The organism is uncultured Bifidobacterium sp. (assembly GCF_949292005.1).
Classification (GTDB): domain Bacteria; phylum Actinomycetota; class Actinomycetes; order Actinomycetales; family Bifidobacteriaceae; genus Bifidobacterium.
Genome location: NZ_CASEXV010000076.1, coordinates 20,404 through 34,445 on the forward strand (window position 1 = coordinate 20,404; position 14,042 = coordinate 34,445).

A 14,042-nucleotide genomic window follows, 5' to 3' on the forward strand; every position below is an offset into this window, starting at 1 on the left:
CCCCACTCTAGTCGGACGTATCGAACGTCTGTTCGATGTCGTTGCCGACATGATAGTCGTCGAACACCGCCTCGCCACTCTCCTGTGTGGCATCAAGGTCCACACTTGCGGTTATGGCCCAATCATGGTCCCCATCGGAATCGTCAATCACCTGGCGCACGCGCCACCGATGTCCGCGGAGCTCCGACGAGTCGTCAAGAATGAAGAGATTCCCTCCCCTGGCCTTGGCGTCGGTGTTCACATATTCATGCTCGTCGTAGTACGAGTCCAACGCCCTCTCCCACTCCTTGGGACCGTATCCCCACGGTCTGTCGAGCTCTCCCAGCTCATCGGGACGGTCGAGGTCCATGAGCCGAACACGCGAGAACAACGCGTTACGAACCAGAACGATCACACCACGGCGGTCATGGACAACATCCTGGACTCCGCCGGGGGCTTTGACATCGGCCCCATCGGAATCCGACGCGCCACCCTCCCATTCATCCACAAGACTCGAGTCCACGGACCGCACAACAACGCGCAGCCAGGCAACGATGTCCCGAAGACGGTCATCGTACTTCTCCTCCGGAACAGTACGGGCCAGGGCACGATAGGCGTCGGAGAGATACCGAAGAACCGTCCCCTCGGACCGAGCGATCCCATACCGCGAAACATAACCGTTGAAATCCGACGCCGTCTCCACCATGTCCCGCACCACGGATTTCGGCTTGAGCTCATAGTCGGCCGCCCAGGGAACATCCGCCTGATACATGCGGAACGCCTGATCAAGCAGGTCCACAAGAGGTTTGGGATACGTGATCTCCTGAAGGCGCTCCATACGCTCGTCATAATCGACGCCATCGGCCTTCATCGCGGCCATCGCCTCGTCGCGGGCCTGCCTCTCCTGCGCCCTCAGCACCGGGCGCGGATCCTCCAGCGTCGCCTCTGCCATCGACACCACATCCAATGCGTACGTGGGCGATTCGGGTTCCAGCAGCTCCAATCCCGCCACCAGAAAAGGAGACAGCGGCTGGTCCAGTGCGAAGTTGTCCGGAACATCCACCGACAGCTCCCATTGAGGAACGCCATCGTCACGCTCATGGCATTCGATGAATCCGGAGTCGACAAGAGTCGAGAAAATCTCCCGGGCGCGGTCGTGAAGCCTCTCACGACGCTCCGGAGCGGAGCACGCCTTATCGATGAGATCGTTCAATCGCCCCTGCGCGTCCCCGCCTTGGGCCACCTCGTTGAGAACCATCGCATGAGTGACGACCATATGCGAGGTCAACGTCTCGGGGGGCGCCGCAACAAGTCTGTCCAACGTGTCCGCGTTCCAGGTGACGAAACCCTCCGGCGGCTTCTTGCGCTTGATCCTGCGCAGTTTCTTGGGATCGTTTCCGGCCTTCGCCACAGCACGGGCGTTCTCTATCTCATATTCCGGGGCCTCGGCGATGACAAGTCCTTCGGTGTCGAACCCCATTCGTCCCGCGCGCCCGGCGATCTGATGAAACTCGCGCGATCTGAGACGTCGCATACGGGTGCCATCGAATTTCGTCAACGCCGTGAGTATGACCGTGTGTATCGGCACATTGATGCCCACGCCCAGGGTGTCCGTGCCGCAGATAACAGGAAGCAACCCACGTTGGGCCATCTGCTCCACCAGCCTGCGGTATCGAGGAAGCATCCCGGCATGATGGACGCCGACCCCCGTGCGCAGCAGACGTTGCAGTATCTTTCCGAAACCGGTGCTGAACCGCACTCCTCGCATGACATCGGCTATCGCATCGCGCTGCTGCTTGGTAGAGACACCGCTGCTGGACAACGCCTGCGCCGTCTCGAGAGCCGCATCCTGCGAGAAATGAACGATGTAGACGGGCGTCTGCCCTTTGCCGACCACCAGCTCGACGGTGGATGCCAAAGGTTTGTCCGTGTATTCGTAGCTCAATGGCACAGGACGGGGGGCGTCGTCAATGACATCGACATCGGCTCCGGTGGAGTCTTCGAGTCCGTCGGCGATAGCGTCGACATTCCCCAACGTCGCGCTCATAAGAAGGAACTGCGTTCTGGGCAACGTCAGCAGCGGGACCTGCCACGCCCAACCACGGTCGGAATCGCCGTAATAATGGAACTCGTCCATCGCCACGCATCCGACATCCGCGGACACGCCCTCACGCAACGCCTGGTTGGCTAGAATCTCCGCGGTGCAGCAGATGATTGGCGCCTCGACGTTGATATGCGTGTCGCCGGTTATCATGCCCACGTTGTCCCTGCCGAAGATCTCGACGAGATCGAAGAACTTCTCCGAGACCAACGCCTTGATGGGCGCCGTGTAATAGGACCGACGGCCCGTGCACATCGCCGCGAAATGCATGCCCAAAGCCACGAGTGATTTGCCTGAGCCCGTCGGCGTGCCAAGAATCACATGGTCTCCGGACAGAAGGTCGAGTATGGCCTCCTCCTGATGCGGCCATGGCGACACGCCCTTCGTTTCCCGGACCCATCCGAAGAAACGTTCGTAGATTTCGTCGGCATCGATGCTCCGGTCACCGGAGTCGAGGCGGGGAATCCTCGCATCCAGCCCCTGCGGCCTCGGCGATTGCGCCTGTGGATCCGACATGGTTCCTCCATCCCCGTCCTCGGCTATGTCCATCTCCTACGCCGAAAGTCTGGATCGCGCCTCGTCCTCGTCGCAGGACAGCGGTGGCCATGTGAGATTCATCGTGGTGAATGTGGTCCGCAGCAGCTCGGACACGACCGCGCGCGAATACCAGCGTTTGTCCGCGGGAACGACATACCACGGCGCGTAGGTGGTGCTTGTCTGCTCGAACACATCCTGCCACGCGGCCATGTAGTCGTCCCAGCGGTCTCGTGCGTCAAGGTCGCTGACGTCGAACTTCCATCTTTTGGTCGGATCGTCGAGTCTGTCAAGGAAACGACCCTTCTGAAAATCACGGCTGATGGTCAGGAATATCTTGATCACGGAGCAACCGCTTGTCACCAGGGACCGTTCGAAGTCGTTCACGACGTCGTAGCGCTCCCTCCACACGCTTTCGGGCTGAGTTCCATACACACGAGGCATCACGATGTCCTCGTAGTGGGAGCGGTCGAACACGGCCACCCATCCGTCACGAGGCAGCTCGCGCTTGATCCGCCACAGAAAATCATGACGGAGCTCCTCCTCGCTGGGGGCGCCGAAACCGTGATAGTGGATTCCCATGGGATCGCCCTGACGGAAGACGTGGCGGACGATTCCGCCTTTGCCCGACGCATCCATGCCCTGCAGGATGATCAGAAGCCGCCGATGCGATCCTTTGACGCCATTGGCGTACATCAACCCCATGAATCTGGAGATCTCACCGGAGCTCAGATCGATGAAGCGCTGCCCCTCGCCCTTGCCACCGGGAAAACCTGGTGTGTCGTCCGCCGGAACATCGACGAGCCGGTCGCCGGGGTGGAACATCATGCGTTGGGCTGGCGGCAGCGTCCACACCGAACTGAGCAGCTCCGAGGATTTGGCGGCCAGTGCCAGACGTTCCGCCACGCTTGTGCCCGCCGTGGCTCCCTCGATGGCCTTCTGTGCACCGTCAAGCACCTCGGCGACGCGCTTCCTCGCATCCTTGTCCGAGCCGCCATCCTCGGAATCACGCTGGATTTTTGGCATGGCGCGTGTCAGTCCTTATCCTCGTCGGGATCGTAGTCCACACCCGTCTCGGCACGCTGCTGGTCGGATATCGGTGCGGGAGCGCCCGTCAGCGGGTCGCGCCCGCCTCCGGCCTTCGGGAAGGCGATGACGTCGCGGATCGAGTCGGCTCCCGCAAGGATGGACACCGTGCGGTCCCATCCCAAGGCGATACCGGCATGAGGCGGCGCACCGTATTTGAAGGCCTCCAGCAGGAAACCGAACTTCTCCTGCGCCTCGTCCTTGTCTATTCCCAGAACATCGAGAACACGATCCTGAATGTCGTCGCGATGGATACGAACGGATCCGCCACCCATCTCCTCGCCATTGCAGACGATGTCGTAGGAGTCACTCATCGCATGCTCCGGATCCTTGTCGAAGGTGTCGATCCACTCGGCAGAGGGCATGGTGAAGGGATGATGCATCGACGTCCACTGCGAGTGTCCCACGGCCACGTCATCGTCATCGGGATCATCCGTCCTCTTGAACAGGGGGAAGTCGACCACCCAAGTGAAGGCGAAGTCATCGGGGTGAAGCAGCCCCGCACGGCGAGCCAGCTCCACCCGGACCGCGCCAAGAAGAAGCTGCGAGGACTCACGCGCGCCGGCTGCGAAGAACACGGCGTCACCGGGTTGCGCATGGACGGCCTCACGCAGCCCATCACGCTCCTCCTGTGAGAGGTTCTTGGCGACGGGCCCTTTGAGCTCCCCATCCTCCGCGAACACAACATACGCCAGACCTTTGGCGCCACGCTGTCTCGCCCAATCCTGCCATGCGTCGAACTGGCGACGCGGAGTCGCGGCACCTCCCTTGAAGACGACCGCGCCCACATAGGGTGCTTGGAACACGCGGAATGGCGTGTCATGGAAATACTGCGTGAGCTCCACCAGCGGATTGCCGAACCGCAGATCCGGCTTGTCCGAACCATAGAGGTCCATAGCGTCCTGCCAGGTGATCCGAGGGATCGGGAGCGTCACCTCATAGCCGCGGGAGGCCCAGATCGAGGCGATGACCTTCTCGGCCATGGCGATGACGTCCTCCTGCCCGACATAGCTCATCTCCATGTCGAGCTGGGTGAACTCCGGCTGGCGGTCGGCGCGGAAGTCCTCGTCACGGTAGCAGCGCGCCAGCTGGTAGTAGCGCTCCACGCCACCGACCATCAGCAGCTGCTTCAACAGCTGCGGCGACTGTGGCAACGCGTACCAGGACCCTGGCACAAGACGCGCGGGAACCACGAAATCCCGGGCGCCCTCCGGCGTGGATTTGATGAACGTCGGGGTTTCCACCTCGGTGAAGTCCATATCCTCCAGGGCATGGCGAGCGGCCTTGGTCATATCCGAGCGCAGCTTGAGGTTGCGCTGCATCGAGGGACGACGCAGATCGAGATAGCGGTATCTCAGGCGGACATCCTCGCCCGGGAGACGGTTCTCGGACTCGTTCTCCAACGCGGTGGACACCTGGAACGGCAGTGCGTCGGCCTTGGCGAGCACGGTGAGGTCCTCGACGACGACCTCGATCTTCCCCGTGGCGAGGTGGTCGTTCTCATTGCCGTCGGGACGCGCGCGAACCTCTCCTGTGACTTGGATGACGAATTCGCTGCGCAGGGGTCGGGCGACGTCTTCGTCGTAGATCACGACCTGAACCAGACCGCTGGAATCCCTCAGATCGATGAATGCGACCCCGCCATGATCGCGACGCCTATCGACCCATCCCGCGATGGTCACCTTCCGTCCGATGAGATCCTCGGTCACCTCGGTGGCATGGTGTGTTCTGTATGCCGTCTGGCCCATTGCCTTGCTTCCTCTGTTGTTCCTTGTGACGGGAGTCTCGTTCCCACCACCGTTTGCCGTGCTCATGCGTGCGGACCGCACCGTGACGGTGTCCTCACCGTTCCAGTGCGATGCCTTGCCGGGCCACCACACTATCCGGCAACCACGACGTGACGTCGGCCGCCGTCTGCTCACCCGTGACGATGTTTCGCACCTCGTCCGCGCCAGCTCCGTCCTCGGTCGCCACAGCCGGGAACCAGACATAGGGTATGCCGAGCCTGTCCGCGTAATGAATCTGTTTGCCCAGTTTGGCGGCTTTGGGCGCGACGTCCGTCGAGATGCCACGCGATCTGAGCGCTTGGGCTATGGCGTTCGATGCGTCACGGGAGTCCTCGTCCCATACCGCGACCATCACCGCAGCCGGAGAGACACGAGACGCATGGACCCCGACCGTGCGCAGCATATAGGAGACAAGCCTTGAGAGACCGATTGAGAGTCCCACGCCGGGGTACTTCCTGCTGCCCTGCGACGCAAGATTGTCATAACGCCCTCCGGAGCAGATGGATCCCAGCTGCTCGGCTCCCTCGAGGAAGGTCTCATATACGGAACCGGTGTAGTAGTCGAGGCCACGCGCGATTTTGAGATCCGCCACAACCGATCCCGGTCGAATTCTTGAGGCTCCGTCCACCACCATGGACAGGGATTCCAGCCCCTCAACGGCCATGTCGTATGCGGCGTCGCCCGGCTCGATTCCATAGCGGGAGCACAATCCGGCGAATCCCGCACGCAGATCCGTCCCGTCTTCGGCGGTCAGCGACGCAAGGTCAAGGCATCCACGGGCCTGATTCTCGTCCGCCCCGCAGTTCTCGATAAGAAGACGATGTACCTCGTCCGCACCAATCTTGTCGATCTTGTCTATCTCCCGCAGCACGCCCTCGACATCCGTCAATCCCAGCGACCGATAGAAGCCCTCCGACAGCTTGCGGTTGTTGGCGTGCACGGTGGCTTTAGGAAGTCCCAGCTCACGCAGCCTCTCCAACGCGGACACCATCACCAAAGGAAGCTCGACCTCGTAATGCTCCGGAAGGTCGCCATTGCCCACCACATCGATGTCCGCCTGGACGAACTCGCGGAAACGCCCTTCCTGCGGGCGCTCCCCTCTCCACACCTTCTGTATCTGCCACCGTTTGAAGGGGAACGTCAATGAGCCCGAATTCTCGACAACGTATCTGCTCAAAGGGACGGTCAGATCGAAATGCAATCCCAGACGCTCCTCCACTGGAGTGTCGCTCTCCGACCCCACGTCCTGCAGACGCGACAGAAGATATATCTCCTTGCTCGTCTCGCCTTTTTTCAACAGACTCGCCCCCGCCTCCACGGCACGGGTCTCGATCCCAATGAATCCATTGAGCTCAAACACCTCCCGCACTGTGTCGATGACCTTCTGTTCAACGACCCGCTCGGAGGGAAGCCATTCCGGAAATCCTGATATTGATGCGCCTTTAGCCACGGTTCCATATAATAGGTGAGGTTGCGGAAATGACGCCACAGCGTCCCGCCACCTTCACCGCACACGCTTGTAAGGAGCTGGTCATGGCCGACGAAAACGTCACCCCCGAATCAACAGCCGATGTCAACGACGCGAAGGCTTCCGCCGCGCCTCAGGAGCATCGTCCCGCCGCGCCGGTGCCATCCCCCGCGGCGATGGCGGGCAAGGCCCATGTTCCGTCCCCCGCCGCGCTGTCGGCACGGGCCGGGAAAGCCACGACCGCCGCGCCTGCGGTTCTGGCATCGGACTATTCGGACAAGCAGATCGATGAGGCAGCGGCCTTCGGGCGTGTCGCCGACGATGGAACGGTGTTCGTGACCGATGGCGATTCCGAGCGTCCCGTGGGACAGTTCCCCGACGCGTCCTCGCCGAAGGAGGCGCTGTCCCTCTACGCGCGTCGTTTCCTTGATCTCAAGGCCAAACTGGACCTTTTCGCCACCCGTCTTGAGAACGCCTCGATCAAGCCCCATGAAATCGACGAGTCCGTGACGCTGCTTGGTGAGGAGGTTCGCGAACCCGCCGTCGTCGGAGACCTGTCGTCGCTGCGCTCCGAATACGAGCGTCTGTCCTCCAGGGCTGGACAGCGCAAGGATGAGATCGCCGCCACCCGCAAGGAGGCCATGGCCAAGGCCGTCGCGGAGCGCACCGTAATCGTAGAGAAGGCCGAGCAGCTGGCCGCATCTCTGGGATCGTCCACGAACTGGCGTCAAACGGCCGACAAGTTCCGAGCTCTTTTCGAGGAATGGCAGAAACATCAGCGCACATCCATCCGCATCGACAAAACCGATGCGGACGCTTTGTGGAAGCGCTTCTCCTCCGCTCGGACGACGTTCAATCAGGCCCGCAGAAAGTGGGCCCAGGAGCGCGACTCCGAACGGGCCTCCGCGCGTGCGGCCAAGGAACAGATCATAGCCGAAGCGCAGTCCCTGAAGGATTCGACGCAATGGGCCGAGACATCCCGTCGCTTCAACGATCTTATGGATAGATGGAAGAAGGCGGGACGCGCGGGACGCAGCGAGGACGACGCGCTGTGGATGAAGTTCAGGGAGGCCGCCGACACCTTCTTCAACGCGCGTCAGGCGGATCGCGATCAGACATCCTCGTCGGAGCATGAGAATCTTGCGAAGAAGGAGGAACTTCTGACCAAGGCGGAGGCTCTTGTCCCGGTCGCCGATGAGAAGGCCGCGAAAAAGGCGCGGAAGGCCCTGGCCTCCATTCAGGAAGAATGGGACCAGATCGGGTATGTTCCGCGCGAGGATATCCGCCGCATCGAAGGACGGCTGGATGCCGTGGACCGCCAGATCAAGGCCGTCGAGGACGCGGCCTGGAAAAACGCCGATCCCGAGGCGGATGCGCGCAAGTCCAGCTTCGAGGAGCAGCTGCGCGGCAGACTCGCCGAATTGGACGAGGCCATCGCACATGAGTCCGACCCCTCCACGAAGGCGGCTTTGGAGGCGGAGAAGGCCACGAAAGAGCAGTGGCTCAACGCGGTGCGCTGAGATTCGGTGCCGCTGTTGCGGACCTTGTTGAAAAGGTTGCTGAAAGAGTTGCTGAAAGGATCGGCGCCAAGCGAATAATCGTCAGGGCTGGTCCACGGCAGGAAGCGTGGAGTGACGAGGTCCCTCAGGGCCTTGACGCTCCACGCTTCCTGTTTCGCGATTCCCCAGTCCTCGCGATTCCCCGGCCTCGACGGGATACCGGTTCGGTAACCTCCCCGGAACTTCTCCGGTGTAATCACCGGCGGCATCAGAACCGTTCGGAAAAACGATTCGACGTCATCGGAGGATCCGCCCACATGATGGAGAACCCCTCGACGACGTCGAATTACGGTTACTCGGCCTTTGTCTCCTGCGCCTTATCGGAACCGGAGTCGTGATCCGAAGAACCGTTGGATAGAGCGGATGAGGAAACCAACTGGCTGTCCCCATCATCGGACGCGCCGGCCGGTGACTCCGGCTGCGGGACCTCGTCATCGGCGGAACCCGCCGGTTCCCCATCCGGATGCTCCGGATCGGCGAAATCCTCGCCCGCAAAGGTGAACTCTCCAAGAATCCCCTCGCCGACAGCGCCGACACGCACTTTCTGTCCATCATGCAAATCGCCCATAAGGATCTTCTCGGATATGGCGTCCTCGATGTCCCGCTGGATTACACGGCGCAGGGGGCGGGCTCCCAGAAGGGGATCGAATCCCTTCTCTGCGAGCAAGTCTTTGGCCCCATCGCTGAGCTCGATGGACATGTGACGCTCGAAAAGCCTGTCATTGAGCTGGTTCACATCGAGGTCGACGATCTGACGCACCTGCGGCTCGGTGAGCTGGCGGAACACGATGATGTCGTCAAGTCGGTTGAGGAACTCGGGGCGGAACTGCCTTTTGAGCTCACTGGAGACCTGATCCCTCATGCGTTGATAGCTGCTCTCCGTGTTGGTCCCCAGATTGAATCCGGTGTTCGCCGCCTTGGCAATGTCGCGCGTTCCCAGATTCGTGGTGAGGATGATGATAGTGTTCTTGAAGTCGACCTTCCTCCCCTGTCCGTCGGTGAGATGTCCATCGTCAAGCACCTGGAGAAGCGTGTTGAAGATGTCTGGATGCGCCTTCTCGATCTCGTCGAAAAGCACCACGGAGAATGGCTTGCGGCGCACCTTCTCGGTAAGCTCGCCACCCTCCTCGTATCCGACGTATCCCGGAGGTGCCCCGAAAAGACGGGACGCGGCGTATTTCTCGGAGAACTCCGACATATCCACGCGTATAAGGGCATCCTCATCGTCGAACAGGAAGTCGGCCAACGCCTTGGCGAGCTCCGTTTTGCCGACGCCCGTGGGGCCCGCGAAGATGAAGGACCCCGCAGGGCGCTTGGGGTCCTTGAGCCCGACCCTTGTCCGCCTGATGGAACGGGACAACGCGGAAACCGCCTCGTCCTGTCCGATGATCCGCTTATGGAGAACCAACTCCATGCTGAGGAGCTTCTTGGATTCGGCCTGGGTGAGCTTGAAGACAGGGATGCCGGTGGTGCTGGACACGACCTCGGCTATCACATCCTCATCGACCACCATGCTGACGGTCGATTCGCCTTCCCTCCACGTGGTCTCCTTCTCCTTGCGCTCGGCCTCAAGCTTCTCCTGATCGTCACGCAGCTGCGCGGCCTTCTCGAAGTCCTGGTCCTTGATCGCCTGGTCCTTCTGCCCCGCAACTTTCGCGATCCTGTCGTCGATTTCCTTGAGCTCCGGGGGTGCCGTCAGCCTCTTGATCCTCAACCTCGCCCCGGCCTCATCGATCAGGTCGATGGCTTTGTCGGGAAGATGCCGGTCCTGGATGTAGCGCGAGGACAGCTCCGCCGCAGCCTGAAGTGCGGAATCCTTGATGGTGACATGATGGTGGTTCTCATAGCGGCTACGGAGCCCCTTGAGTATCTCGATCGTCTCCGCGATCGTCGGCTCGTGCACCTGAATGGGCTGGAAACGCCGTTCAAGCGCGGCGTCCTTCTCGATGTACTTGCGGTATTCCTCGGTCGTGGTCGCGCCGATGGTCTGCAGCTCCCCACGGGCGAGCATGGGCTTGAGCATATCCGACGCCCCAAGCGCTCCATCGGCGCTTCCGGCTCCGACGATGGTGTGGATCTCGTCGATGAACAGCACGATGTCGCCGCGCGTTTTGATCTCCTTGAGGACCTTCTTGAGCCTTTCCTCGAAATCACCGCGATACCGTGATCCTGCGACCATCGAGCCCAGATCAAGCGAATACACCTGCTTGCCCTTCAGCGTCTCAGGAACGTCCCCGGCGTTAATCTTCTGGGCCAGCCCCTCGACGACCGCGGTCTTGCCGACGCCCGGATCCCCAATGAGAACGGGGTTGTTCTTGGTTCTGCGTGACAGCACGACCATCACGCGTTCGATCTCGGCGCTTCTGCCGATCACGGGATCAAGCTTCCCCTCGGCGGCCTCGGTCGTAAGATTCCTTCCGAACTGGTCGAGGATGGCCGATCCAGTCTGGCTGCGTTTCTCTTGCACTCCGCCGGCATTGGCGAGGTCCTGCGCCGAGGAGTCGTCCCCGGTGCCCGTGTTTCCACGAATAAGGTCGATCGTCGTGGTGCGCAGCTCCCCCAGATCGACATCCATTTTGATGAGGACCTGGGTCCCCACCCCCTCGCCCTCGCGGATCAGGCCCAAAAGAATGTGTTCCGTGCCGATGTAGCTGTGTCCCAACTGCAACGCCTCGCGCAGACTCAGCTCAAGAACCTGACGCGCGTGCGGCGTGAACGGAATGTGCCCGTTGGGGGCCGCGCTCCCCTTGCCGATCATCTCCTCGACCTGCTTGCGCGTGTCCTCGAGGGTGACCCCTTTGGCGGCCAGTGCCTTGGCTGCGACTCCTTCGCCCTCACGTATCAGCCCCAGCAGCAGGTGCTCGGTGCCGATGTAATTGTGCTGAAGGTTGCGGGCCTCCTCCTGAGCCAGCACGATTACACGCCTGGCCCGGTCGGTGAACCGTTCGAACATGCTTGTTCCTCCACTCTTGTCAGTCCATCCCACTCTACCGATTCGCTCTGACCTTTATTTCCACCCCCTCCGCTATTGCGCTCACTGCGCAAAGACGGGATATGCTGGTTCCGTTGGGACGCTCAGGGAGGTTGACGATGGATCGTGGCCACGCATTGGATGACGGATCGCTGAAAACCGTTATGGAGGACACCTCGGATGGGTCTGTCAAAAAGGATATCGTCGTCGGCGTCGACGGCTCCCCGGAGTCCTTCGCCGCGCTTCGCTGGGCCTTGCGGGAAGCATCCCTCGATTCCAGACACGTCAACGCCGTTTTTGGCTGGACCCGGTCCTGGAGTCTTGGCCCGGAACCGCAGGATGACGATGAATGGGACAGAACGAGAGTACGGATTTCCTCGAAGCTGCGCGAGTGGGCCGACACGGCCTGCCAAGGGATGGATTTCGACAGGAACGACCTGACGCTCACATCGGTGCACGCCTCGGGCGCGAGCGCTCTGATGACCATGGGATCCGCCGCGCAGCAGATCGTCGTCGGACGACGGAGCGTGGGACGCATGACACGATGGCTCACGGGCTCCCTCTCCTCGTCGCTCGCCGAGGATGCGCGCGTCCCCGTGACCATCGTCAAGACTCCAACCGACGAGGCATCGACCGTCCGCCAGCAGATCGCACGCACGCTCTCGCCGTCAAGGGACGACGCGACATTCTCCAGTCGTCGCGCCGACTCTCTCCCCGCATACGACTCTGAGGAGTCTCCCATCGTCGTGGGTGTCGACGGTTCAGCCACATCACGACGGGCACTGCGCTTCGCAAGAGACATGGCGGCTCTCCGCCACCGTCCGCTACGGGTCATCATGTGTTGGCAGCTGCGCGATCTGGGAACGGTTCCAGGTTACGAGCGGGCCGTCGCGCCCATCTCACAGGCGCAGTCGTACGCGCAGCAGATCGTCGAGAGAACCGTCGATGAGGAGTTGCCCCACACCGGTGGGGACATCCAGGCCTATGCCTTCCATATCCCCGCCGCGCAGGGGTTGATCGACGCGTCGCGGTACGCGGCCCACATCATCGTGGGAACGCGTGGATTAAGCGGTATGGATGCCAGATTCCTCGGATCGGTCTCCCGTCAGGTCGTAGACCTCTCGGAATGCTCAGTCACCGTCGTCCACTGAGCCGTCAGTCGGCCGCCGGATCGTCAACGACCGCCGAGCCACCGCCGTCCACCGGGCCGTCCCCATCCTCCGCACTCTCGATAAGCTCTATCTGCGCGGACTCCTCGCGGGGCCTCTGCTCAATGACATCAATATGAATGTCATCATACGCGGGAGTGGATTGCACCCACAGATGAGGAGAAGCGGGGGGCTGGATCTGCGAATGCTCGCCACAACCATGGTCAAGAGACACGACCTTACCGTCATCTGGACTCCACATATTCGCGCAGACACCGAACTGAAGACCTAGATCCCCGCGGATCGGCACGAGGAAACCGCATGTGGAGCAGGGGTTGCCGGATGCCACCCGTGTCGACAGAGACCGGGGGCCGCGCGATCCGTGATACCACCTCTCCGCAGTCTGCGAACGCCCTTCGGGACTGAGAACCCGGTTCCGGGTGAGAGAGAACTCCTCAACCACCTCATCGCGGTCCTCGGATTCATTCTCAGATCCATCCCCGGAGGACAAGTCCTCCTGCGTAGAATCCGCCTTCTCCCCATCCCGCGACAATTCCGCATTCCGAGGCAATCCGGATTCCAAACGCGCATCATCGGTGGACGTGCCCATCACATCAGTGACGGAGATGTCCGAAGGCTCAAGCCTGTCCTTCCATGGGACCCATGACGGAGACAGAACCGCATCGTCCGTCGGAACAAGGGAGGACTCATCCACCGTCCACAGTTCACGCTCGGTGTCATGGAACAACGTCGCCGACCATTGCCAGCCCTCATACCCGGTCATCAGACAGGCGAAACGGTAGTCGGTGACACCGTCGTCAAGTTGCAGGACCGCGAGCAGACCGCCAACGCGCCCGGGATCCTCGGCAGCCGCGACGACGGCCGACAATGCGATGTCGCGCGGATCCATAGCCGTCTCCTGAGTCGTCATCAGTCCTCCACGTCGAAATCGTCAGCCACCGCACGGAGCACGGATGCGAGCTTTCGGCTCTCCGCCGGTGCGGGATAATGATGCCGCCTCAACCCGGCGCCTGCCCCATCCAGCAGTTTGATGAGGTCCTCGACAATCGCGACCATATCGTCAGGCTTCGGACGCGTCGCCCTGACCATCGAGGGGCGTGATCCCAAAACCCTCACATCAAGGGCCTGAGGTCCCCTGCGCCCGTCCACCACGGAGAACTCCACCCGCGACCCCTTGCGTGGAGGCGTGCCCGCATCGGTCAGGGACGCGGCCGGCATGAAGACATCATGCCCTGACTCATCGGCGATGAACCCATATCCCTTGTCCGCGTCATACCAACGAACCCGTCCACTCGGCATAGTCGTGCACACCTCATTCCGCAACATACGACCAGACGCCCTGTCTGATGTTCCTTGTCCGTGGAACAGTCTACTCCATACGCCATCAC

General features: G+C 61.5%; 9 protein-coding genes. 2 read left to right on the forward strand and 7 right to left on the reverse strand.

Annotated elements, in window-relative coordinates; translation table 11 throughout:
- Positions 1-7: 7 nt before the first annotated feature.
- From Q1X90_RS05550 to hisS, 4 genes are all read right to left on the reverse strand, one after another.
- Positions 8-2,596, reverse strand: a complete 2,589-nt coding sequence (locus Q1X90_RS05550; protein ID WP_300767380.1) for an RNA helicase — start codon at positions 2,594-2,596, stop codon at positions 8-10.
- Positions 2,597-2,632: 36 nt separating this feature from the next.
- Positions 2,633-3,640, reverse strand: a complete 1,008-nt coding sequence (locus Q1X90_RS05555) for a PPK2 family polyphosphate kinase (RefSeq protein WP_300767383.1) — start codon at positions 3,638-3,640, stop codon at positions 2,633-2,635.
- A gap of 8 nt (positions 3,641-3,648) precedes the next feature.
- A complete protein-coding gene (aspS, locus tag Q1X90_RS05560) occupies positions 3,649-5,448 on the reverse strand; it encodes an aspartate--tRNA ligase (RefSeq protein ID WP_300767385.1) in 1,800 nt (599 codons plus the stop codon).
- Positions 5,449-5,542: 94 nt separating this feature from the next.
- Positions 5,543-6,937: a histidine--tRNA ligase gene (gene hisS, locus Q1X90_RS05565; RefSeq protein ID WP_300767387.1), complete on the reverse strand. Its 1,395-nt coding sequence runs from the start codon at positions 6,935-6,937 to the stop codon at positions 5,543-5,545.
- An 83-nt stretch (positions 6,938-7,020) separates the two neighbouring features.
- Here hisS and Q1X90_RS05570 point away from each other — a divergent pair, with 83 nt between their 5' ends.
- Positions 7,021-8,475, forward strand: a complete 1,455-nt coding sequence (locus tag Q1X90_RS05570; protein ID WP_300767389.1) for a DUF349 domain-containing protein — start codon at positions 7,021-7,023, stop codon at positions 8,473-8,475.
- Between the two features lie 331 nt (positions 8,476-8,806).
- Here the strand turns inward: Q1X90_RS05570 and Q1X90_RS05575 are convergent, their stop codons facing one another.
- Positions 8,807-11,467 (reverse strand): ATP-dependent Clp protease ATP-binding subunit, encoded by a 2,661-nt coding sequence (locus Q1X90_RS05575; RefSeq protein ID WP_300767391.1) that lies wholly within the window; start codon positions 11,465-11,467, stop codon positions 8,807-8,809.
- Positions 11,468-11,649: 182 nt separating this feature from the next.
- Here Q1X90_RS05575 and Q1X90_RS05580 point away from each other — a divergent pair, with 182 nt between their 5' ends.
- Positions 11,650-12,636, forward strand: a complete 987-nt coding sequence (locus tag Q1X90_RS05580; RefSeq protein ID WP_300767951.1) for a universal stress protein — start codon at positions 11,650-11,652, stop codon at positions 12,634-12,636.
- Positions 12,637-12,640: 4 nt separating this feature from the next.
- Here the strand turns inward: Q1X90_RS05580 and Q1X90_RS05585 are convergent, their stop codons facing one another.
- Complete coding sequence (locus tag Q1X90_RS05585) at positions 12,641-13,564, reverse strand: DUF3027 domain-containing protein (protein ID WP_300767394.1); 924 nt, start codon at positions 13,562-13,564, stop codon at positions 12,641-12,643.
- Positions 13,564-13,953 carry a cold shock domain-containing protein gene (locus Q1X90_RS05590; RefSeq protein WP_300767397.1) on the reverse strand — a complete coding sequence of 130 codons (390 nt, stop codon included), beginning with the start codon at positions 13,951-13,953 and terminating at the stop codon, positions 13,564-13,566. Before Q1X90_RS05590 ends, Q1X90_RS05585 begins: the two co-directional genes overlap by 1 nt.
- Between the last annotated feature and the right edge of the window lie 89 nt (positions 13,954-14,042).

Coding starts and splice junctions, on each gene's coding strand:
- Q1X90_RS05550 (WP_300767380.1), bottom strand. CDS start 2,596: ATGTCGGATCCACAGGCGCAATCGCCGAGGCCGCAGGGGCTGGATGCG.
- Q1X90_RS05555 (WP_300767383.1), bottom strand. CDS start 3,640: ATGCCAAAAATCCAGCGTGATTCCGAGGATGGCGGCTCGGACAAGGAT.
- aspS (WP_300767385.1), bottom strand. CDS start 5,448: ATGGGCCAGACGGCATACAGAACACACCATGCCACCGAGGTGACCGAG.
- Q1X90_RS05570 (WP_300767389.1), top strand. CDS start 7,021: ATGGCCGACGAAAACGTCACCCCCGAATCAACAGCCGATGTCAACGAC.
- Q1X90_RS05575 (WP_300767391.1), bottom strand. CDS start 11,467: ATGTTCGAACGGTTCACCGACCGGGCCAGGCGTGTAATCGTGCTGGCT.
- Q1X90_RS05580 (WP_300767951.1), top strand. CDS start 11,650: ATGGAGGACACCTCGGATGGGTCTGTCAAAAAGGATATCGTCGTCGGC.
- Q1X90_RS05585 (WP_300767394.1), bottom strand. CDS start 13,564: ATGACGACTCAGGAGACGGCTATGGATCCGCGCGACATCGCATTGTCG.
- Q1X90_RS05590 (WP_300767397.1), bottom strand. CDS start 13,953: ATGCCGAGTGGACGGGTTCGTTGGTATGACGCGGACAAGGGATATGGG.